Source organism: Sphingomonas sp. SRS2 (assembly GCF_000971055.1).
In the GTDB taxonomy this organism is placed as follows: Bacteria; Pseudomonadota; Alphaproteobacteria; order Sphingomonadales; family Sphingomonadaceae; genus Rhizorhabdus.
In genome coordinates this window covers 1-18,991 of sequence record NZ_LARW01000054.1, presented here as the reverse complement: position 1 = coordinate 18,991, position 18,991 = coordinate 1, and the positions used below count along the sequence as shown (strand labels likewise).

At 60.2% G+C, this 18,991-nt stretch carries 20 protein-coding genes and 1 tRNA gene; 12 read left to right on the top strand and 9 right to left on the bottom strand.

Going from position 1 to position 18,991, the window contains the following annotated elements; genetic code table 11:
• Nucleotides 1-653: 653 nt before the first annotated feature.
• The 5 genes from WP12_RS04200 to WP12_RS04180 form a co-directional block, all read right to left on the bottom strand.
• Entirely contained in the window at nucleotides 654-1,049 is a 396-nt protein-coding gene (locus WP12_RS04200) for a PRC-barrel domain-containing protein (RefSeq protein ID WP_084690952.1), read from the bottom strand.
• 614 nt (nucleotides 1,050-1,663) lie between these two features.
• Entirely contained in the window at nucleotides 1,664-2,071 is a 408-nt protein-coding gene (locus tag WP12_RS04195; RefSeq protein WP_046192513.1) for a DUF3597 domain-containing protein, read from the bottom strand.
• A 1,094-nt stretch (nucleotides 2,072-3,165) separates the two neighbouring features.
• Nucleotides 3,166-4,368 (bottom strand): ergothioneine biosynthesis protein EgtB, encoded by a 1,203-nt coding sequence (gene egtB / locus WP12_RS04190; protein ID WP_046192512.1) that lies wholly within the window; start codon nucleotides 4,366-4,368, stop codon nucleotides 3,166-3,168.
• A 1-nt stretch (nucleotide 4,369) separates the two neighbouring features.
• On the bottom strand, nucleotides 4,370-5,326 hold the full coding sequence (gene egtD, locus WP12_RS04185; protein WP_052730201.1) for an L-histidine N(alpha)-methyltransferase: 957 nt from the start codon (nucleotides 5,324-5,326) through the stop codon (nucleotides 4,370-4,372).
• 61 nt (nucleotides 5,327-5,387) lie between these two features.
• On the bottom strand, nucleotides 5,388-5,996 hold the full coding sequence (locus WP12_RS04180; protein WP_046192511.1) for a flavodoxin family protein: 609 nt from the start codon (nucleotides 5,994-5,996) through the stop codon (nucleotides 5,388-5,390).
• Nucleotides 5,997-6,108: 112 nt separating this feature from the next.
• On the opposite strand from WP12_RS04180, the gene WP12_RS04175 reads away from it, so the two are divergent.
• From WP12_RS04175 to WP12_RS04150, 6 genes are all read left to right on the top strand, one after another.
• Nucleotides 6,109-6,882 (top strand): ATP-binding cassette domain-containing protein, encoded by a 774-nt coding sequence (locus tag WP12_RS04175; protein ID WP_046192510.1) that lies wholly within the window; start codon nucleotides 6,109-6,111, stop codon nucleotides 6,880-6,882.
• Nucleotides 6,875-8,416 carry an ABC transporter permease/substrate-binding protein gene (locus WP12_RS04170; protein WP_046192509.1) on the top strand — a complete coding sequence of 514 codons (1,542 nt, stop codon included), beginning with the start codon at nucleotides 6,875-6,877 and terminating at the stop codon, nucleotides 8,414-8,416. Before WP12_RS04175 ends, WP12_RS04170 begins: the two co-directional genes overlap by 8 nt.
• Nucleotides 8,417-8,666: 250 nt before the next feature.
• Nucleotides 8,667-8,741 (top strand) — tRNA-Val (locus WP12_RS04165).
• Nucleotides 8,742-8,758: 17 nt separating this feature from the next.
• A complete protein-coding gene (locus WP12_RS04160) occupies nucleotides 8,759-9,526 on the top strand; it encodes a TlyA family RNA methyltransferase (protein WP_046192508.1) in 768 nt (255 codons plus the stop codon).
• A complete protein-coding gene (locus WP12_RS04155; protein WP_046192507.1) occupies nucleotides 9,519-10,076 on the top strand; it encodes a TspO/MBR family protein in 558 nt (185 codons plus the stop codon). Before WP12_RS04160 ends, WP12_RS04155 begins: the two co-directional genes overlap by 8 nt.
• Nucleotides 10,077-10,098: 22 nt before the next feature.
• Nucleotides 10,099-10,344 carry an accessory factor UbiK family protein gene (locus WP12_RS04150; protein WP_046192506.1) on the top strand — a complete coding sequence of 82 codons (246 nt, stop codon included), beginning with the start codon at nucleotides 10,099-10,101 and terminating at the stop codon, nucleotides 10,342-10,344.
• Here the strand turns inward: WP12_RS04150 and WP12_RS04145 are convergent.
• Together WP12_RS04145 and WP12_RS04140 are read right to left on the bottom strand one after the other, a co-directional pair.
• Nucleotides 10,316-11,839: a recombinase family protein gene (locus WP12_RS04145; protein ID WP_046192539.1), complete on the bottom strand. Its 1,524-nt coding sequence runs from the start codon at nucleotides 11,837-11,839 to the stop codon at nucleotides 10,316-10,318. The two genes, WP12_RS04150 and WP12_RS04145, sit on opposite strands and share 29 nt — an antisense overlap.
• 30 nt (nucleotides 11,840-11,869) lie before the next feature.
• Nucleotides 11,870-12,238 carry a DUF2513 domain-containing protein gene (locus WP12_RS04140; protein WP_046192505.1) on the bottom strand — a complete coding sequence of 123 codons (369 nt, stop codon included), beginning with the start codon at nucleotides 12,236-12,238 and terminating at the stop codon, nucleotides 11,870-11,872.
• A 101-nt stretch (nucleotides 12,239-12,339) separates the two neighbouring features.
• Between WP12_RS04140 and WP12_RS04135 the strand changes: the two genes are divergently transcribed.
• On the top strand, nucleotides 12,340-13,281 hold the full coding sequence (locus WP12_RS04135; protein WP_046192504.1) for an IS1595 family transposase: 942 nt from the start codon (nucleotides 12,340-12,342) through the stop codon (nucleotides 13,279-13,281).
• 223 nt (nucleotides 13,282-13,504) lie between these two features.
• On the opposite strand, the gene WP12_RS04130 is transcribed toward WP12_RS04135, so the two are convergent.
• Nucleotides 13,505-13,894 (bottom strand): hypothetical protein, encoded by a 390-nt coding sequence (locus WP12_RS04130; protein WP_046192503.1) that lies wholly within the window; start codon nucleotides 13,892-13,894, stop codon nucleotides 13,505-13,507.
• A gap of 294 nt (nucleotides 13,895-14,188) precedes the next feature.
• Here WP12_RS04130 and WP12_RS04120 point away from each other — a divergent pair, with 294 nt between their 5' ends.
• From WP12_RS04120 to WP12_RS04110, 5 genes are all read left to right on the top strand, one after another.
• The gene (locus WP12_RS04120) at nucleotides 14,189-15,157 is read left to right on the top strand and encodes a BRO-N domain-containing protein (RefSeq protein WP_200894452.1); all 969 of its coding nucleotides are present in this window, start codon (nucleotides 14,189-14,191) and stop codon (nucleotides 15,155-15,157) included.
• A gap of 4 nt (nucleotides 15,158-15,161) precedes the next feature.
• Nucleotides 15,162-15,341, top strand: a complete 180-nt coding sequence (locus WP12_RS04115) for a hypothetical protein (RefSeq protein WP_046192502.1) — start codon at nucleotides 15,162-15,164, stop codon at nucleotides 15,339-15,341.
• 503 nt (nucleotides 15,342-15,844) lie between these two features.
• On the top strand, nucleotides 15,845-16,057 hold the full coding sequence (locus WP12_RS26415; protein ID WP_443027851.1) for a DUF6961 family protein: 213 nt from the start codon (nucleotides 15,845-15,847) through the stop codon (nucleotides 16,055-16,057).
• A 76-nt stretch (nucleotides 16,058-16,133) separates the two neighbouring features.
• Nucleotides 16,134-16,430: a hypothetical protein gene (locus WP12_RS24700; protein ID WP_152663883.1), complete on the top strand. Its 297-nt coding sequence runs from the start codon at nucleotides 16,134-16,136 to the stop codon at nucleotides 16,428-16,430.
• Nucleotides 16,431-17,677: 1,247 nt separating this feature from the next.
• Nucleotides 17,678-18,046 carry a VOC family protein gene (locus WP12_RS04110; protein ID WP_046192537.1) on the top strand — a complete coding sequence of 123 codons (369 nt, stop codon included), beginning with the start codon at nucleotides 17,678-17,680 and terminating at the stop codon, nucleotides 18,044-18,046.
• Nucleotides 18,047-18,143: 97 nt separating this feature from the next.
• Here WP12_RS04110 and WP12_RS23885 read toward each other — a convergent pair whose 3' ends face one another.
• Nucleotides 18,144-18,746 carry a helix-turn-helix domain-containing protein gene (locus WP12_RS23885; protein ID WP_235398947.1) on the bottom strand — a complete coding sequence of 201 codons (603 nt, stop codon included), beginning with the start codon at nucleotides 18,744-18,746 and terminating at the stop codon, nucleotides 18,144-18,146.
• Between the last annotated feature and the right edge of the window lie 245 nt (nucleotides 18,747-18,991).

The following is an 18,991-nucleotide window of genomic DNA, read 5'->3' as shown; positions in this document are numbered from 1 at the left end:
GCAAAGCTTTCCATCTTGTCCCTGCAGGAACGGGAGATGTGATGTGAGGATCATTGCGAAGGCCGTGACGTGCATTGGTCTGCTCGGCTTGGCCAGCGGGTGCGCCAGCGAACGGGGGCGCGACGCGCTTCGTGGCGCCGGTTTTGGCGCTGCCGGCGGCGCTGTTGCCGGAGCCGTGATCCCGGGCCTCGTAGTTGCCGAAGGTGCAGCCGTAGGACCCGCAGGCGGGGCGGCGGTTGGCGCTGCGACATCAGAAGGCGACCGCCGATATTATCGTGATCGCAATGGCCGGGAATATTATGTCGACGACCGCCGCCGGCGGATCTATCGCCGATAGGTCCCCGCGCTTGTCGTGCGAAAGGCTTGCGAGATGATCCATCGCCAAGCGGAGCTGATGCTGTGTTTCGGCAAGGCAATTGCAACGACGACATGGCTCGCGCTCGTGGAACGCGGCACAAGCGCAGAATAGCCGTAGCGCTTTGTAGGCCGGCTTGGCCACACTAACCGGATGCCGAGCTAGTGCTGCACCCTCGCGCTATTGCGATCATGCATGACCGCGGTTCGTCCATCTGCGCCTTTCCGCGGAGGTTTCACCGAATTGTCTAAGCGCCGGCGAACCCCACGGTTCGCTCGCCTCCAGCTGATATTTTCGATCAGAAGGGCACGCCATAGTGACCATAGATCCCCATTCCATAGGCGCGGTCAAAGGCCGGCATATTGTCTCGCCCGAAATGGGGTCCCGTCTCGAGCGCCTCTTTCTTTATGCCGACCACATAGCCGCCAAGCTTCTCGTTATAGCGCAGGACTGGCCAGGGAAGCGGATGATAGTGCTCGCCAATGCCTAGAAAGCCGCCGAAAGACATCACCGCATAACGAACCTGGCCGTCATATTTGTCTATCATCACACAGTGAATTGAGCCGATCTTTTCGTCTCGTGAATCATACACCGCAGTGCCGGCGACCTTATCGGACGAGATCGTGCGATCGGTCTCTTCGATTGGTAGGCGGATCTCGATATTTTCAGGATAGTCGGAGCGGGTGACGGTCATGATGATCTCCTTGTCTGCAGACCTTGCCTGTTGAGGTGCGAACGCCAAGCCGTGCCCCGACCGGGAGATTCGCTGGTCAATTTGAGTGATGCTCAGGGTCAGAGCAGGTGCGAGACGTCGGCTCACTCAGCCGCCAGTCTCTGATAAATCAACGGTTGGCGGCCGGTATCGTTTCATCGATCGGCAGTTGCAGATTGAGAGGTCGCTACAACCTGTATCTGCGGTCCCTCGCTGAGCCGGCTCCGCTGTCTCGGCGAATCTGTAGACGTAAACAGGCTCGGTGGATTTACCGCCAAGTCGATCAATGTCGCCCTTGGACTTCGCAGGGTTAGTCGACGTCGAGAGGGGCCGGCTTGATCGTGATCAACATCATTTTTGGCAATCGCCGCCTGTTCTACGTCTAGGTCTCAGCGGCCACGATGTCCTCCATGAGGGTGACCTGCGATGACCGGAAGGACGGTCCATGATCAGGAGAGTGGGGCCGTGATACCATCGCCCTTACATTCGCCTGCGGCCCGCCTTCTTAGCCTGTCCGACATTCGAATTAGCACCGCCGGGTCGTCCGCTCAGCGCGGTGGTTGCGAGCGGGGCGGCGGTAGGCCGCCTGGCAAGCGTCAGTCGCGCAGCGAAGCCGGGACCTTGCCGCCATTTTCAGCGAGCTTCTGCATCACCGCCTTGTGGAGCGCGATATTCTGCTCGGCGCTGCCATCGGCGCCGGCATGAATGCCAAGTTCCTGGCCGAGCTCCTTGCGGGCAGCGAGGCTGGAATCGAGATCGAGAAGGGTCAGCAGATCGACGATCGATGTCTGCCAATTACTCGGCCGGCCCTTGGCAGCGGCGATCTGCGTCAGCACGGCCTCGACGTCGACCGGCTGCGCCGGCGCCGGCGCGGCCGGTTTGGGTGCCGCCGCGGTCGGCGGCGCAACCGCCGGGCGCGGTACTGCCGGCGCCGGCGCCGCTGCGGGCTTAGCCGCATCGCCATGGCCAAAGATCTTGCTCAAGATGCTGCCGAAAATGCTCATGATGAACTCCTGATAATGTGGACGCTAAACGTGTCGCGCGACTAAGATATCCGTCGAGGGCCACGAAGCGACGGCCGGCGGCGCACGTACTGGCGGCCGTCGGATTCGAAAAGGCCCGCCGGGCGGGGATCAGGCGAGCCTTCGAAAAGGGGGGCCGAGGGGCGGGGGGGCTTTGCCAGGGGCCTCGATTCCACAACCGCACTCGCGCCCGCCGGTTCCCGCAAGCGTTGCCGGCGGCGATATACAAAGCATCGCTTGAGAAGGGCGCTAACGACGTGTGGTGCCACACAAGGGAAAGCGTCCCGCCTTGCCCCAAAAGGCGGGGCGGAACGCTCCTAACGGTCGCAGGCCGCCCCCGGAATCCGTGCGCCGGCCGCGTCCGTGGGTCTCAACCGATAGCCTCTCAGACGTTCCCGCGCCCCGCGGGGAGATCGGGCCGCACGACAAACGAATGTGTGACGAAGAGGCGGTGCTAGAAGCTCGGCAGAGCTGCGGCGATTTGCCGCTGGCGATTCGATCGTTATTGGACGGGTGACCGGCTTACCGCGCGCCGACCTGCGGTCGGGGCGATCGCGGACCACCAGCTCGCGAGGGCACCCGGGCCAGTGACACGCCAACCTTTGCAGTGAGTCTTGGCCATCGACGTCCCGCAATCGGCGCAACGGCTCTTCGCGGGTCCAGGTTCAGCCGGTGCGTAAGCGGCGAGAGGCCAGTGACGGCCGAGCAGGCAGGATATTTTCATGCCTGCTAAGCGATTGAAAAAGCTCGCGGTTCCCGATGACTGGCGAACTGGGCATCAGGCGAGCCTGAACCCTTCCTTGTTGGCGAGCGCGGTGATCTCCGCATTCTTCGGCTCGCTCAACGCTGCGTGGAGCGGCGGGAAGATCGCATCCTCTTCCTCCCGGATATGCGCAAGGAACGGAAACCCCGCTGTTCGCAGAGATTACACTGCTGCGCGCGCGCTCATCTCAGCGGTAAGACTGGCGAGGACGACAATGGGAAGATCTACAGCTATGCGCACCAATGTCGTCATTGCAGAGGCAGTAGGCAATTTTCGCCGAACGGACGATAATCGGAGAACCTTCCACCATGCCCTAGGTGGCGTCGCCACGCATGTTCCGCGCGAGCCGCAAACTGGAAAACGTCCAGCGTGCGTGTGGCGGGAAGAAATTGCGGTAGCTCAGCCGGCAATGTCCGGCGGGCGTCGCCAGCGATCCGCCGCGAAGCACCATCTGGTTGACCATGAACTTGCCGTTATATTCACCGACCGCTCCGGCAGCGGGTTCGAATCCGGGATAAGGCGAATAAGGCGATGCGGTCCATTGCCAAGCGACGTCATAGACTTGCCGCGTGGGAAGAAGCTGCACCGCGACCTCCCACTCATATTCGGTGGGCAAGCGGCAACCCGCCCAGCGCGCATAGGCATCGGCTTCATAATAGCTGAGATGAAGCACGGGTTCGTCGATGACGACGGTCCTTGCGCCACCTAGTGAAAACCGGTTCCAACCGTCCGGCCCTCGACGCCAGTAGAGCGGTGCATCCCATTGCCCAGCCTCTCGCGCCGCCCATCCGTCGGCGAGCCAATATTCCGGCTGCCGGTAACCGCCATCGTCGATGAAGGCGATAAATTCGCCGGCTGTCACGAGCCGGTCGGCTATCGCGAACGGTTCCAGCCAATAGCGGTGACGCGGGCCTTCATTGTCGAACGCGAAGCCGTCGTCCGTATGGCCAATCATGTGCAACCCACCCGGGCAATCGAGCCATATGGCCGGACCGGGCTCGACGAGATCGCGCAACGGCCTGAGCGGATAAGGCGGGGCGGCGGGATTGCGCGAAAAGGCGTGCTGGATGTCCATCAGGATGAGTTCCTGATGTTGCTGCTCGTGATGGAGGCCGAGCTCGATAAGGGGTACAGAACGGGGATCGCCCTCCGTCATCAACCGGTCCATCGCCGCATCGACATGCTCACGATAGACGAGGATCTCGTCGAGCGAAGGCCGTGATATCAGCCCACGCTCGGGCCGCGCGTGCCGTTCGCCGATCCCAACATAATAGGAATTGAACAATGTCGCATAAGCGGGATCGAAGGGGCGGTAGTTCCGCAGCCGCGGGACAAGAAGGAAAGTTTCGAAGAACCAGCTTGTATGCGCCAGATGCCATTTCGTCGGGCTCGCGTCGGGCATCGACTGCATCTGGCAATCCTCGGCGGATAGCGGCGCCGCCAAGGCGACGCTCGCCGCGCGGACGTCCCGATATGAGAGTTTGTCCTCGCGCCGGTTTGCCGCCATGTCCCGCATGTCAGGGCTCGATGCCCCGCGCGGTCGCCTGCCAGACATGGAGGCCGAACATGGCGTCGCAATCGGTCCAATAGGCGACCGGCTCCCATCCCGCGCTGCGCGCGAGCAGCCGCGCCTCCTCGACGCTGTATTTGTAGCTGTTCTCGGTGTGGATGGTCTCACCGGCCCGCATCGAAAAGCGTCGGCCGGCGACGCGGAACTCAATGTCTCGGACTGACTCCAGATGCATCTCGATCCTGCCGAGCGCATTGTGCCACTGCACCCGATGCTCGAAATCCTCGATGTCGATCGTCCCGTCCAGCTCGCGGTTCATGCGGTGCAGCATGTTCAGGTTGAATTGCGCGGTCACGCCTGCCGCATCATCATAGGCGGCCTCCAGCAGGCGCGGATTCTTGCGGGTGTCGATCCCGATCACCAGCCTGGCGTCGGTGCCGAGCGTCGCGCGGAAGGACCTCAGAAGATCGACCGCGGCAGGATGCGCAAAATTACCGATCGTCGAGCCCGGGAAAAAGCCGATAAGTGGGCCGTCGAGATCGTTGGGAAGCGCGATCGGTGCCGTGAAATTGCCGGCCAGAGGACGCACGCGGATATCTGGATAGGCGGCGGCGATCTGCTGGGACGAGTCCTTCAGGAAATCGGCCGATATGTCGATCGGTACATAGGCCGCCGGGCGGACCGCATCGAGGAGGATCGGGGTCTTCGCGGACGATCCCGAGCCAAACTCGACAACGCTGTGGCCGACGCCGGTCAGGCGCGCGATGTCGGCGGAATGCGCCATGAGCAGCGCCCGCTCGGTCCGTGTCGGATAATATTCGGGGAGCCGGGTGATCTCCTCGAACAATTCCGATCCACGCCGGTCGTAGAAGAACCGCGCGGGAATAGTCTTACGTGGTTGGCCGAGGCCATCGACGGCGGCGCGGCCGAAATCATCGAGCAGTTCGATCATCATTTCCGACATGCGGTTCTTCTCCCAGCCGCGTTGAGCAGCTTGCCGTCCGATGGTTCGATCGCGCGAGCGATCAGTCCGGAAAAGGTGATGATTTGAGCAGGCCGGCCAGATGCGCGGCGTTTCCGGCGACCATCTTCGCGGTTTCCGTGACCTTCGTTGGCGTCGCCTTCAAGTCCTGGAAATCGACTGAGCCCATTGCCTCGCCGACCCAATAACAGGCGGCCACCGGCGGGATAGTCCAGCCGACATCGCTGAGCGCCTGGAAAATCTGCGCAGAGGAAAAATGCGCGCCATCCTCATTGCCCACGATCGCCGCAACCACGACCTTGCCATAGCTCGGCATCCGGCCCCGCTCGTCGGTTTCGGACAGGAAGGCGTCCATCCGCTCCATTATCCGCTTGGCGACGCTGCTGACCTGGCCCATCCAGATCGGGCCTCCGAAGATGAGGATATCATGATCGAGGATCTTCGCGCGTAGCGCCGGCCATTCGTCGCCGTCGCCCTCGTCGGACGAGACGCCCGGCTTGATGTCCAGTGCAGCGACGCGAATGGTTTCGGTCAGCGTCACATCACGGTCGGCAAAGGCTTTCCTCAGGACCGCGATCATCGCATCTGTCGAGGATGGGGTGCCGGCATCCGCTTTCAGCGTGCAGTTGATCGCAATGGCCTTGAGCGGCATTCCTTATCTCCCGTCATTCGCGGGAAGACGCCGCGGCGTTGGCCTTTGTTCCCGCGTGTGCCGGCCGGGTTGCGGATTTGACCTGACCGGGCAGTTCAACCAAGCTTCGGGAATGTCTGCGATTCTCCAGGGTCCTTCGGTCGGTTTCGCCGATGTCACGCGAATCTACGGCGACGCGACGGCGGTGGACTCGGTAACGCTGGATATTGCTGGCGGCAGTTTCGTCGCGCTGGTCGGCGAGTCTGGCTCGGGCAAGTCGACCATGCTGAAGATGATAAATCGGCTGCAGGAGCCCGACACGGGTACCGTTTCCCTCAACGGTCGCCCGGTGGGCGAAGGCGAAGCGTACGAACTGCGCCGCCGCATCGGCTATGTCTTTCAGTCGGTTGGCCTCTTCCCACATCTCAGTGTCGGCGAGAATGTCGGTATCGGCCTCAGATTGCTCGGCCAGACGAGCGCCCCCGAGCGGATCGCCGAAATGCTACGGCTGGTCGGTCTCGACCCGGCAATGGCGTCGCGCCGGCCCGACTCGCTGTCCGGCGGGCAGGGACAACGGGTCGGCATCGCACGGGCCCTTGCGCCCGAAGCGCGCCTGCTGTTGATGGACGAGCCTTTCGGCGCGCTCGATCCGCTCACCCGCGCCGCGCTCGGCAATCGGGTCAGGCACCTGCACGATCAGCTCAGTCTGACGACGATTATCGTCACCCACGACATGGCCGAGGCGTTGTTGCTGGCCGATCGGATCTTGATAATGCGGCGGGGGCGGATCGTCGCGGATGCCAGCCCGCGTGCCCTGCTCAATGGCGCCGGTGGACTGGAGGCCGAAGCGCTGATCGCGGTGCCCCGCGAACAGGCGCGCCGATTGGCAGGGCTTGTTGATGGCTGACGTCGCTGCGCTCCTCGTTGATCTGATCCCCGATCTCGCCGCGCATCTGCTTCTGGCGGCCGCGGCGATGCTCCTGGGACTAGCGATCGCCCTGCCGCTGATCCTGCTCTCTGCGCGCACGCCATCGGTCGCGCGAATCAGCCTTGCGCTTGCCGGAATCATCCAGACCATTCCGGCGCTGGCGCTCCTTGCGCTGTTCTATCCCGTTTTATTGTGGCTCTCGACCCTGGTCGGCCGGGCGATCCCCGCGCTGGGATTCCTGCCGGCCCTGCTGGCGCTGTCGCTCTATGCCGTTCTTCCGGTGCTTCGAAACGGCGTGACGGGATTGAAGTCGCTCGACCCCGCCATTCTCGAGGCCGCCGACGGCGTTGGCATGACGGCGCGCCAGAAACTGTGGTGGGTGGAAGCACCGCTGGTCGCGCCGATTCTGATGGCGGGTATCCGCACCGCGATGGTGTGGACCATTGGTGCCGCGACGCTATCGACCACGGTGGGCCAGCAAAGCCTTGGCGATCCGATCTTTGCCGGGCTGCAAACCCAGAACTGGTCGCTCGTGCTTGCAGGATGCCTTCTCGCGGCGATGCTCGCGCTGGCGGTCGACATGCTCTTGGCGCTGGTGGAGCGCGGTGTCACGAACCGCGAGCCGGTGCCGATAGCGATCGGTGTGGGGGTTCTGGCGGTTGCGGTCGCCACGGCTCTCGCGCCGGTGGTCGTGGCGAGGCCGGTCACGATCACCGTGGGCGCGAAGAATTTCTCCGAGCAATATATATTGGCGCAGCTGATCGGATCCCGGCTGGAGGGCGCGGGCTTTTCGGTGCGCTATCGAACGGGATTGGGATCGGCCGTCATCTATCGCGCATTGCGGAGCGACGATGTCGACGTCTATGTCGAATATGCCGGTACGCTCTGGACCAACGAAATGCGCCGGAGCGATACGCTTCCGCCGTCGCGCATGATTCCGGCGATCGATCATTGGCTGCGTGATACGGGAGGCGTGCGTCTCGTGGGGCAGCTCGGCTTTGAAAATGCCTATGCCTTCGCGATGCGTGGCGCGGATGCCAGGCACCTTCATATCGGTTCGATTGAGGATCTCGCGAAGGTGGCGCCATCGCTGAAGCTGGGCACCGATCTGGAGTTTCTCGAAAAGCCCGAATGGCGGGCCGTGAAGCAGGCCTATCCCTTGGTGTTCAAGTCGACGCGGGCCTATAGTCCGACCTTCATGTACAAGGCGCTGCAAGGCGGAGACGTGGACGTCATCAGCGCCTTCTCCTCGGATGGCCGGATTGCGGCCGACGGGCTTCGAGTCCTCACCGATCCACGCGGGGCGATGCCGCGCTATGACGCGCTGCTGTTGGTCGCGCCTGGTCAGGCCCGCAATGCGCGGCTGATCGGCGCTTTGTCGCCATTGGCTGACCGGATCGACATCCAGTTGATGCGCCGCGCCAATTATCTGGTCGACCGTAGCGTGGACAAGCGAACGCCGGCCGCTGCCGCACATTTCCTGTCCAAAGCCGTGAACGTCGAAGCGCCGTAATGGTTCGCCCTCACGGGCGCGACCGATCTACGAACAATATCTGATACCATCCCGGATTTCGACTTTGGCCAGGTTGGATCAACAGAGCGGAGCAGCAACGGCAGCTGTTTTGTTGATTTTAATTAAAACCCGCCAAGCGGCTATCGGCCCAATTTCTGCCGGCTTCGCTCGTTCCATAATGGTGGTGCTGGCTGTCGAGGTTCATGCCTCTTGCACATGTGGACTGAGGCTGTATTTCAAGAGTCGAAGTGGGCGGTTAGCTCAGCGGTAGAGCGGCTCGTTTACACCGAGCGGGTCGGCGGTTCGATCCCGTCACCGCCCACCAATCCCTGAAAGGCGACGATGGCGGCTGGTATCCGTGCCGATCAAATGCTCGTCGATCGCGGTCTTGTCGAGAGCCGCTCGAAGGGCCAGGCGCTGATCCTCGCGGGCCTAGTTTTTTCCGGGGAGCGCAAAATCGAAAAGGCGGGTCAGGCGTTAAAGCCCGATGCCCCGATCGAGATCCGGGGCCGGGACCATCCATGGGTATCGCGCGGCGGAGTAAAGCTCGCGCATGGGCTCACGCAATTTGGCTGGAGTGTCGATGGCGCAGTCGGGATTGACGTCGGATCATCGACCGGCGGCTTTACGGATGTGCTGCTGACGAACGGTGCCGCGCGGGTCTATGCGGTCGATTCCGGCACCAATCAGCTGGCGTGGAAACTTCGTCAGGACGATCGCGTGATCGTCCATGAAAAGACGAACGCCCGGCATCTCACCGCCGACCATATTCCCGAGCAGGTCGACATAATCGTGTGCGACGCGAGTTTCATTTCGCTCGCCAAGGTACTCGTTGCGCCGCTGAGTTTCGCGAAGCCCGGCGCCCGTCTCGTCGCGCTGATCAAGCCCCAATTCGAAGCCGGGCGCGGCGAAGTGGGGAAGGGCGGCGTTGTCCGCGATCCCGCAGTCCATGAACGGGTGTGCGATGAGGTGGCGGATTGGCTGTCTTTGCAAGGATGGGTAGTCTCCGGCGTCACGCCCAGCCCGATCACGGGGCCGGAGGGCAATGTCGAGTTTCTTATCGGCGCTACTCTGCCCACCGGGCAGCACGAGGAGGAGCAACATGGCTGAACTTGCATCCTCGCGGCAGCTTCGCACAGCTTATCTGCGATGGGCGATAATCATCGTCCCAGGGATACTGCTTTTGGGTCTGCTGTCGGGCCGGCTTTCCAACTCGGGCTACGGCAACCCTTGGTTCGACGCGCTGAACAAGCCCGCGTTTATGCCGCCGGGATGGGCTTTTGGTATGGCCTGGTCGATCCTTTACATCTTGATGGGGCTAGCGTTAGCGCTGATCCTCAATGCGCGCGGAGCCAAAGGTCGCAGCATCGCCATCGCGCTGTTTCTCATCCAGCTGGGTCTCAATCTTGCCTGGTCCCCCGTCTTCTTCGCCCTGCACCGGATTATGCTGGCCTTAGGCTTGATCGTAGCGATCTTGCTTTGGGGTTCGGTGACCACAGTCGCGTTCTGGCGGATCCGGCCGCTGGCCGGGCTGCTGATGCTTCCTTATTTGGCGTGGCTGATATTCGCTAGCCTTCTGAATTGGGACGTGCACCGGCTTAATCCAAACGGCTTTTCCGTCATTCAGTCTCCCGGTGGGACGACGATCGTAATTCAATAGCTTGGAGCGCGGGAGAAATACCATGCAGTCGGAAAACCGTCTGTTCGACGACTTCGTGAAGATGATGAATGGCGCTGCCGGGACGTTGGCCGGCATGGGCCGCGAGGCAGAGGGCGCGTTCAAAGAGCGGGCCAAAGAATGGATCGGTGGCCTCGACCTGGTTAGCCGCGAGGAGTTCGAGGCGATCAAGGCGATGGCCGCAGCGGCACGTGATGAGGCCGAAGCCCTCAAAGCGAAACTCAGCGATCTGGAGGCGCGGAAAGACTGACCGGTCGCCGCTCTCGCCCATGCCATCGGATCATGTCTACCAAAAACTCGAAGTTCCAGACTTCGTAATCTGACATCTGGTTAGATCCGGCGCTTATCTCGATCTTGCGCGATTTCCCAAATCGCGAAATAGGCACGAGATAGACAGCGTCCCTGCAAGCGCCCCGCATGAAAGCGGCGATGACAAAATCTATGCCGGCCGATCGAGGCTGTTTGATCGCCCAATAATCGCGCTGCCCGATCCGCCGAACGCGGCAAACACTTGGCGCCAGCACATATCGGCCCTCGATCGTCAGCTGCTGCGTCGGCGCGACGGAGACTGCGATCTCTTGGTTCCTCAATAGGTCTACGACGTTTTTGGCGAAGATCGCCCGCGCATCTGTTGGACGCTCCGCATTGGCGGGATCATAGCCGACTGCAGCGTAAGCCTTTGCAAGGCTGCCGAAACGATAAGAATAGGTCTTCGAAGCAGGGCCTGGTGCCGCGTCGATTATCTCACTGCTGAGATGCCCATGCTTTGCGGCTAGTGATCGCAGGTGGTTTTTGAGTGCGTCGTCCGAATATCCCGCAGCAGCCCCTCTTTTCATGCGCTGAACCTTGCTGAACAATTGCGCAGAGACGATCGGTTGAAATGCCTTTTCTCGCTTCACCCAGGCTGCTTGCGGATTGAACACATAGCCAGCACCGAGCTTGGCCGATCGCTTGTTATAAACATAACTGCCGACGTATCGCTCTGCTTTCAGCATCTGACGTACGGTGTTCTGATCCCAGCGATCGATGACCGGTCCCGGTATTCCATCTTGATTGAGCGTCTCGGCGATTGCTCGGTTCGATTTTCCCCGAGACGCCAAGCGAAAGATGCGCCTGACCGTCGCGACCTCGGCGGCTTCGCCGGGAATCAGAAGCACCCGATCGCTGGCGATGCTCTTATGCTCGCCGCGGGCGAGGATTTGCTTAGGGCGCCCCGTCTGATCAACAAGCAGGCGTGCGAGGCCATAGCCTGCAACACCGCCCATCTTGTAGCCCATCGAGACCAAGCGACATTGAGCAGCCCAGACCTTAGCCGACAAATCCCGGCTATATTCGCCAGCCATGGCGCGCCGGAGGTTTTTGACGATGGCGCTCGCCAAGCTCCCATCATTGTCAAAGCCCTCAGCACAGTAATGGACCTGAACGCCTGAGCTGCGGCACAGAAACTCATAATGGGCACTCTCGTCGGTATCTTGGAAGCGACCCCAACGGCTGACATCAAACACGAGGATGGCCTGGTAGCCTGGCTCGCCGGACAACACGTCGCGCAGCATTTCCTGGAGCGCGGCCCGCCCCTTGATGCGAAGGCCGCTTCGCCCCTCGTCGGCGTAGGTTCGGACGATCTCAAAACCGTGCGCCATGGCGTAGCTTCCGATCGAAGCCATCTGGTTCACTGTCGAATATATCTGCTTGTCGGTGGACATGCGCACATATTGCGCAGCTTTCACCAGCATGCCCGTACCCATCGCGCTCTCCTGACCAGGCGCGGACGGCACTCAGGCGGTTAGGCCCAAAGCCTCCACCTTCGCGAGGATCATCGACTTGGCGATGGCCGCCAAGGTCTCAATCGACCAACTGCCCACCTTAGCCGCTGAATGCTTCACCCAGCGCCAAACGACCGGGTCGCGTATCGCGTCCAGAAAATCGTAACCCTCCCAGGTCAAGCGTATGCAGGTCCAAGGCTGCCTTCCCGCCCGATCGGGGAAGTAGGTTTTTAAAAAGCCCTTCTCGACGAGCAGGCGAGCATGGAAATGCACGGTTTCATCGTCGTAGCCATTGATGTCGGGCATACGTAGAACTTCGCAGCGATCCTCATTCTCAATGGCCAAGAGGATCGCGCGGATAAGGTCCGAGTCGCGTCGCATGATTCATTTGTTCCATTTTTGTTCCTACAATGGAAGGGCGATTACGTATTTGACAAACCCAATGGAACGGGGTAGGAACAGAGGCATAAGGAGTCTACCGAATGTCCGTTCTCTCTCAGCCCCGTTTCCACGATGAAGCCGCCGCCTTCGAATATCTCGAAGCGATGATCTGGGCCGATGGAATTGTCTGCCCGCACTGCGGCGTTGTCGGCGGCCGGGTCTACAAGCTGGAGGGCGTCCGCTCGAAGCCCAGCAAGAAGAACCCTGAGGGCATCGTCCGTCACGGCCTCAAGAAGTGCGGCGAGTGCCGCAAGCAGTTCACCGCCAAGGTCGGCACCGTATTCGAGGACGCCAAGCTTCCCCTGCACAAGATGCTCCAGGCCGTTCACCTGATCGTGTCGAGCAAGAAGGGCATCAGCAGCCACCAGCTTAGCCGCATCCTAGAAGTCCAGTACAACTCGGCTTGGTTCCTGTCGCATCGCATCCGTGAAGCCCTGCGCAGCGGCGAGCTTGCCGTGCCCTTCGGTTCGGGCGGTGGCGCGGTCGAGGTGGACGAAACCTATATCGGCGTTCTCAAGGGCCAGCCCATCCGCAAGAGCGGCGCGCACAAGATGAAGGTCATCAGCCTTGTCGATCGCAACAGCGGCCAGATCCGTTCGTGGACCTTCGATCAGATGATCTCCTGCTATGTCGAGCCCGTCGTTAAGGCCAACATCGCTAAGGAAGCCCGGCTGATCACCGATCAGGCCCGCATCTACAAGATGCTCGGCAAGGACTTCGCCAGCCACGAAACCGTCAATCACTCGATCGGCGAATATGGCCGGGGCGACGTTTACACGAACACCGTTGAGGGCTCTTTCTCGATCTTCAAGCGCGGCATGAAGGGCGTCTATCAGCATTGCGGCGAGCAGCATCTGCACCGCTACCTCGCTGAGTTCGACTTCCGGTACTGCAACCGCGCCAAGCTGGGCATCGATGACAAGCAGCGCGCCGACAACGCGGTGAAGGGCATTGTCGGCAAGCGCCTCACCTATCGCGCCTAGACCTCAAATCGGCCCAAGGTTGGTAACGTTAATATCCGGAAAAAGCGGCGCTCTCGTTGGCGGACGAAGCCGCATCGCTATTGACAGCTATGCAATCCGGTCAGCTATCAACAGGATTGACGGGCATTCTGTCGGAAACATTCGTACATAGGTGGCGGAAACGAAATGTCCCGCAAGGCTTCATTTCCAAACCCCGCGCCCACACAGGCGCGGGGTTTTTTATTCAGCTATTGCCCCATCCACCGACTACGGTGGGCTTGGGCTCGCACCCCTTCTCGTAATAACGCTCTCCTACATAGACCAATGCGCCATCGCTTTTGAGGCGCGACAGAACCGAGCCTACGGTATCCTTTGCGACAGTCGGGACTTCCACCCGCACCATCGTATCTACCTCTGCCGAAGATGCGCCATTAGGGCCGGCCCGGTGCATGATATCAAGCACAAGAGGCTTGATGGGAGCCGCCCGCTGGCGGATCTTCGGGACATTGATAACCTCGCCCGTCAAAAGCTCTTTCGCGCGGATCAAGCCAACGCGTTCGGCCTGGAGCCGGGCGATCTCGGCGTCTAGCCGCGCGATCTCGTTGTCCAGTGGTTCCATTTTCTTGTTCGCCATGATGTGATAGCCTCTATGGAAACGAAATGTGGTGCCCGCTACGGGACTCGAACCCGTATGTCCCGCAAGGACTTCAGTTTTAAAGACTGTTGCGTCTACCGTTCCGCCAAGCGGGCACAGCACTATATACGCACAAGAGTGCTTTTTTCGCAAGCTATCAGAAGGTTTTGCAAGTACCTGAAAACTAGTGATAATATTTTCTTATCAACCGAAAGTTGAAGATGATTCAACCGAATCAATAGCTTTCTGATGATTATGCGCGCAACATGACAGCGCGCAACATGGAGGCGGGCGGTGACTGACGAACGGGACGTCGAAAAGGAATTTGGCCTCAACATGTCCATGGACGAAGCGTTCGCGCGTTTTGGCCGTGCCACTAAAGAGGAACTGGAAGTGGCTTCGAATCTTCCTGCCAAAGTGCCGGATGGTGAACTGGAGCTTGTCCCATTCAAGAAGGATGGGATCCGCCGCGTCTGCCATAACGACGAATGGTGGTATTCAATTGTGGATGTCGTCACAGCGTTGACGGGCTCGGAAAGGGGCCGGAAATATTGGGGCGACCTCAAAGCTAAAATGATTGAAAAAGAAGGGTTTTCTGAGTTGTCCGATGAAATCGGACAACTGCCCATGCCCGGCGCTGATGGGAAAATGTACAAAACGGATGTCGCGACCGCCGAAACGATCCTGCGGATAATTCAGTCGATCACGTCGCCGAAAGCCGAGCCGTTTAAGCGATGGCTCGCTCGGGTAGGTTATGAGCGCATCCAGGAGGCGCAAGACCCTGAAGTCCTGATCAAGCGCGCCATAATGCTCTATACAGTCCAGGGCCGCTCCGATGACTGGATTGAGAAGCGCATTCGGACGATCGTTTCCCGTAAAGAGCTCACCGCCGAATGGAAGAAAAGGGGCGTTACCGAAAGCAAGGATTTCGCCACGCTCAGCAACGTTATTTCTGAGCATACGTTTGGCATGGGCGTCCAGCGCCACAAGGCTGTGAAGGGCCTCAAAAGCCAGAATTTGCGGGATCACATGACCGATATGGAGTTGATCCTCACGATGTTGGGCGAGACCTCCACGAAGGAAATCGCCGAGAAGCGGGATGCTCAAGGCCTTTACCAGAATTTCGAGGCGGCGCAGGCGGGCGGAAACATCGCCGGTTCGGCGAGAAAGCAGATTGAAACCCAGACTGGCCAGAAAGTCGTGTCCTCGGCCAACTTCTTAGGGAAAAATGGCGATCAACTTTCGTTGCCCGGTAAGGATTAAGGTTATGACCGACGAACCCAAAACCCAGCTCGACAAGTTCAAGGAAGCGGCGCGCGACCTAGGGTGCGACGACGACGAGGCGCGCTTTGACGAGAGGGTCAAGAAGCTGGTGAAGCAGAAGCCGGGCGAGAATCCCGCTGGCGAGTTGGGCGATTTCACGGGTGTCACGCGCGACGGCGGATAGCCCCACCGGGACGTTATGCTGGTCCAATTCCAGCCATTAGCCCGGCGAGGCCCGCGAGGAGGCGATACCGAAGTCCCGCCCCGGACGTCCATGGCGCTCGCGTAAACAGATTGTAGCGCGGTAGCGCCTTGTGGCACAGCGTTCAAAGTGGTATCAGGATACCATGGCAGAAATTGAACGCCTAGAGATCACATACCTTGAGGATCACGCGTTAGTATCGCTGACGGCGCTACTGCGATACGGGTCAGCGCCTCTCCCAGAAGGCGAAGTTGAGCCGCTGCCGCCTCTGTCATTGGCGTACCGCCGTCTACAGGCGGCTCTAGCAGAATATGCACTTGTGCTGACCCTTGGCGATGCTGGACGTTCACAGACATTTGAGAGACCCGTCCTGATTGCGGGTCAACGTGGACGTGCTCAACGTAAGCCTGCTCATGCTGCATAACCATCTCCCGACTCATTGCGGGGGCGTTATAGCACGTGGTTTGTGAAATACGTAATCGCCAATGGAAGGCCGAAACGTGGTCGATGAACCGGAGCTGTGGGCTTGCGCTCATCAGGTAATGCGACAGCACGGAAATGCGGCGACGTCCCATGCTGCACAGCGAGCTGAGCAGCTGCGTGGGGAGGGAGATGCAGAGGGGCATCAGACCTGGGTGAGAATATTGGAGCGCATCAAGGTCCTGACCGACACGACACCCGAAGGTCGGGTCAATTAGCGGGCAGGGGGGATGAGCAACAATGCTTCTTGGAGCGTTACGATCTAGCGCCAATGCTCGGCGCGGGAGAGAGGCCATGAGAAATTTTATCTGCACCATCGCCGCTTCGCTGCTGGTGTTGGGCTCGCCAGCCTGGTCACAGGCGGCCTCAACTCACACCAGTTCCAGCACGAAGGTCACGACTTCGAACGGGAAGATCACCAGCGCGACGGCGTCCAAGAAAACCGCCGCCTGCCGGAACGAGAAGGGCGTGTTTATCAAGTGCGCATCGGTCGTAAAAACGAGCGCTGCCGCAACCATCGTCAAGGACGTCGATGGTAAGTGCCGCTATGCAGCGGGACCCAAAAAGGGGCAATTCGCGAAGTGTCCCTGAGATAAGCTAAGCGCCGCCGCAGTTCAAACCGATCGCGGCGGCGCTGATCAAGCTAATTGAATAGAGTGTGCGATCACCCCTTTGCTCGGTTCTGCGCTCCCACCCGTTATATGCCCGGATCCAGGCAGTAAGACATTTCCGCCGCTAACAGGTCAACGCGAGATCTTTCCGATTTGCCGTTTCAACCCTCTGCGATTCTGACCGCTGCTTAACAAAACATCCAGCGCAAAAGCGTTCCCGCCTGCCAGCGATGGCGATTATGAGGCGCCTCCAGTAAGGGGAGATGCCCACCGACGTCACGATATAGCTGCGCTGATCCATTTCAGGATGCGCGAAGTCCAGATGCCAATCCGGGTGCCCCGTCGTACATTCGCTGATCGGCACCGCGACAACCAAGTCGCCAGGACAAATACCAGTCATCGTCATTACTCAGCAACTTTAGCCGCAACGCTGGCTCCCGCGACGCACTAACGTGATAACGATCAGCGGGCTGTTGGGTGCCGTGCGGATTGATAGTTGAGCTTTTCAGCGTCCATCACAGAGCGCAGTCATCACCACTCTGTGCTCACCGGGTGATTAGCTCGAAAATGCCGGACCATTTCTGATCCCGCTCCGCCCGAGGTCCTAATCGGCCCCGTTAGAGGTCACACTGGGCGATTTCGTTCACACCGAGACGGGCGGCAGCGGGAATGTAGCTTTCGCGAATTAATGCCGAAACCCGCCCGTCTGTAAGTGGTCAAACGGCCCTCAGGCCGGTCTCACGGGTACGCACGGCGGCCGAGTGGCCGGCTACATTTTAGGATGGGGGCGGCTTGCTCGGATGTCGTCGGCTGAGTGAGAGGAGGAGGCACCAGCCCATCCTCGATGGCTTGATAATACTCTCGGCTTTACGCAACGTTGCGTCTGGGAGTTGCCAGTCACCTTGCGGTCCATGCGTGGACCTTCCATGCTCACTCGTGGCAAAAAAGCGAAAAAGCCATGAGTTGACCGACAGCTCGGCGCGTTATAATCAGTCATTTCCGGCAGGCGCTCCGGACCCCGAAAGCGGCCGGTCGGCTTTTCTAGGCATGAGGTCAGCTATGGGGTGGATTTGAGACAGTCTGCTCTTCGACGGCAAGTTTGGTATAGCGGACACGGATCCGAACTAAAGCATCACATTCCTGCCCGCGACGCCGACTTCAGCCGGTTTTGACTTGTCACGGAATGAGTTGAGGATAATCATCCGCCTGGACAATGAAGGATGTATGATGCTGAGCTATGCCACGGTCGGTTCGAACGATCTGGAGAAATCGGTGCCCTTTTTTACCGAGCTTCTCGCGACGCAGGGGGTCGCCAAGCTGTTTGATCATCCCCGAGGCGGAGTGTTGTTCGGAAAGAACGGCAGGCTCGTGCTTGGCGTGCTGACACCATTCGATCGCGATGCGGCTACGGCTGGCAACGGCTCGATGATTGCCTTCGACATGCCCAGCCGGGAAGCAGTTGACGCCTTTCACGCCAAAGCCGTGTCACTCGGTGCAGGCGACGAAGGCGCACCCGGCGAGCGCGGTCCAGGCTTCTACATGTCCTATTTTCGGGATCTGGATGGGAACAAGTTCTGTGCCTGCCGCCTAGGCTAAAACTATACGTTTGAACGGTGCAATCGCTGCCGTTCAAGGCGGGCGCGACGACTCCCGACCGGGAGGGGTATGTCTGCTTCAGCGACGCTGACCCAAATTAGATGCAGACTGCTTCGAGTCGTTCCCTAGCGCCAGAGGCTAAGCGAACGTCCGGTTCCGGGAAGCTGAGCAACGCCCCGAAGCGACGGCTTTTGGGTCGCAAGCCGCCGTACCGCGACGGCGGGGAGGCAATTTCGTCACAGAGTTCACTCGACGGCCACCAATGCTTCGATCCATCGACCTGGATAAGCTCGCCGCGACAGTCCCGGCGATAACGAGGCTGATAGGGGCGTGGTCGACGAGCCGCTCTATCTGCCCAGATTCCAGCTTCCATCATCATCCGTCGCAGCGTTTCGCGTGCTATCTGGATGTCATGCCGCTCGGCGAGATACTCCGCAGCCAGCGTCGGCCCGAAGTCATGGTAATGCTCCCGAACCAAGGCAATGACCTGATCTCGAAAACGAGAATCGTGCCGCCGGTTGCTCGGCTTACCGCGCTTGCACGAAACAAGTCCTTCAGCGCCGCTGGATCTTAGCCGGTCGAGCGAGCGGAATATCTGCCGGCGGCATAACCCCAACAGGGCGGCTGCATCTGCGACGCGAAGCTCACCACGCTCGACCCTAAGAAGCGTATCATATCTTGAGAGCTCTTTCTGGCTCATACTTATCACCGCCACAGGTGCACCTCCTGGCCAGGAGGTGCCATGTCACTGATGATCCGCCGTGCACCTCCGAGGGTGACATCTCTAATGAGCGGAGGGGTGACATTTCTATTGGGCGCTGAAGTTTCAAGCCGAGGTGCGACATCGTTCGGGGCAGCAGGGGATGGGTGGAGCCATCCCAACAGCGCAGCCCATCCCCTGCTGATGCGATGGATTACCGGTTCCGGCGTCTTGGACCCGCTGCG

What these genes read in the sequence shown, in the direction of transcription:
- egtB (WP_046192512.1), bottom strand. Translation starts at nt 4,368, where the DNA reads ATGCGGGACATGGCGGCAAACCGGCGCGAGGACAAACTCTCATATCGG.
- WP12_RS04145 (WP_046192539.1), bottom strand. Translation starts at nt 11,839, where the DNA reads ATGGGTACGGGCATGCTGGTGAAAGCTGCGCAATATGTGCGCATGTCC.
- WP12_RS04115 (WP_046192502.1), top strand. Translation starts at nt 15,162, where the DNA reads ATGACCGACGAACCCAAAACCCAGCTCGACAAGTTCAAGGAAGCGGCG.
- WP12_RS04150 (WP_046192506.1), top strand. Translation starts at nt 10,099, where the DNA reads ATGCAGTCGGAAAACCGTCTGTTCGACGACTTCGTGAAGATGATGAAT.
- WP12_RS23885 (WP_235398947.1), bottom strand. Translation starts at nt 18,746, where the DNA reads ATGAGCCAGAAAGAGCTCTCAAGATATGATACGCTTCTTAGGGTCGAG.
- WP12_RS04130 (WP_046192503.1), bottom strand. Translation starts at nt 13,894, where the DNA reads ATGGCGAACAAGAAAATGGAACCACTGGACAACGAGATCGCGCGGCTA.
- WP12_RS04180 (WP_046192511.1), bottom strand. Translation starts at nt 5,996, where the DNA reads ATGCCGCTCAAGGCCATTGCGATCAACTGCACGCTGAAAGCGGATGCC.
- WP12_RS04170 (WP_046192509.1), top strand. Translation starts at nt 6,875, where the DNA reads ATGGCTGACGTCGCTGCGCTCCTCGTTGATCTGATCCCCGATCTCGCC.
- WP12_RS04200 (WP_084690952.1), bottom strand. Translation starts at nt 1,049, where the DNA reads ATGACCGTCACCCGCTCCGACTATCCTGAAAATATCGAGATCCGCCTA.
- egtD (WP_052730201.1), bottom strand. Translation starts at nt 5,326, where the DNA reads ATGTCGGAAATGATGATCGAACTGCTCGATGATTTCGGCCGCGCCGCC.
- WP12_RS04135 (WP_046192504.1), top strand. Translation starts at nt 12,340, where the DNA reads ATGTCCGTTCTCTCTCAGCCCCGTTTCCACGATGAAGCCGCCGCCTTC.
- WP12_RS04175 (WP_046192510.1), top strand. Translation starts at nt 6,109, where the DNA reads ATGTCTGCGATTCTCCAGGGTCCTTCGGTCGGTTTCGCCGATGTCACG.
- WP12_RS26415 (WP_443027851.1), top strand. Translation starts at nt 15,845, where the DNA reads ATGGAAGGCCGAAACGTGGTCGATGAACCGGAGCTGTGGGCTTGCGCT.
- WP12_RS04140 (WP_046192505.1), bottom strand. Translation starts at nt 12,238, where the DNA reads ATGCGACGCGACTCGGACCTTATCCGCGCGATCCTCTTGGCCATTGAG.
- WP12_RS04195 (WP_046192513.1), bottom strand. Translation starts at nt 2,071, where the DNA reads ATGAGCATTTTCGGCAGCATCTTGAGCAAGATCTTTGGCCATGGCGAT.
- WP12_RS24700 (WP_152663883.1), top strand. Translation starts at nt 16,134, where the DNA reads ATGAGAAATTTTATCTGCACCATCGCCGCTTCGCTGCTGGTGTTGGGC.
- WP12_RS04110 (WP_046192537.1), top strand. Translation starts at nt 17,678, where the DNA reads ATGCTGAGCTATGCCACGGTCGGTTCGAACGATCTGGAGAAATCGGTG.
- WP12_RS04155 (WP_046192507.1), top strand. Translation starts at nt 9,519, where the DNA reads ATGGCTGAACTTGCATCCTCGCGGCAGCTTCGCACAGCTTATCTGCGA.
- WP12_RS04160 (WP_046192508.1), top strand. Translation starts at nt 8,759, where the DNA reads ATGGCGGCTGGTATCCGTGCCGATCAAATGCTCGTCGATCGCGGTCTT.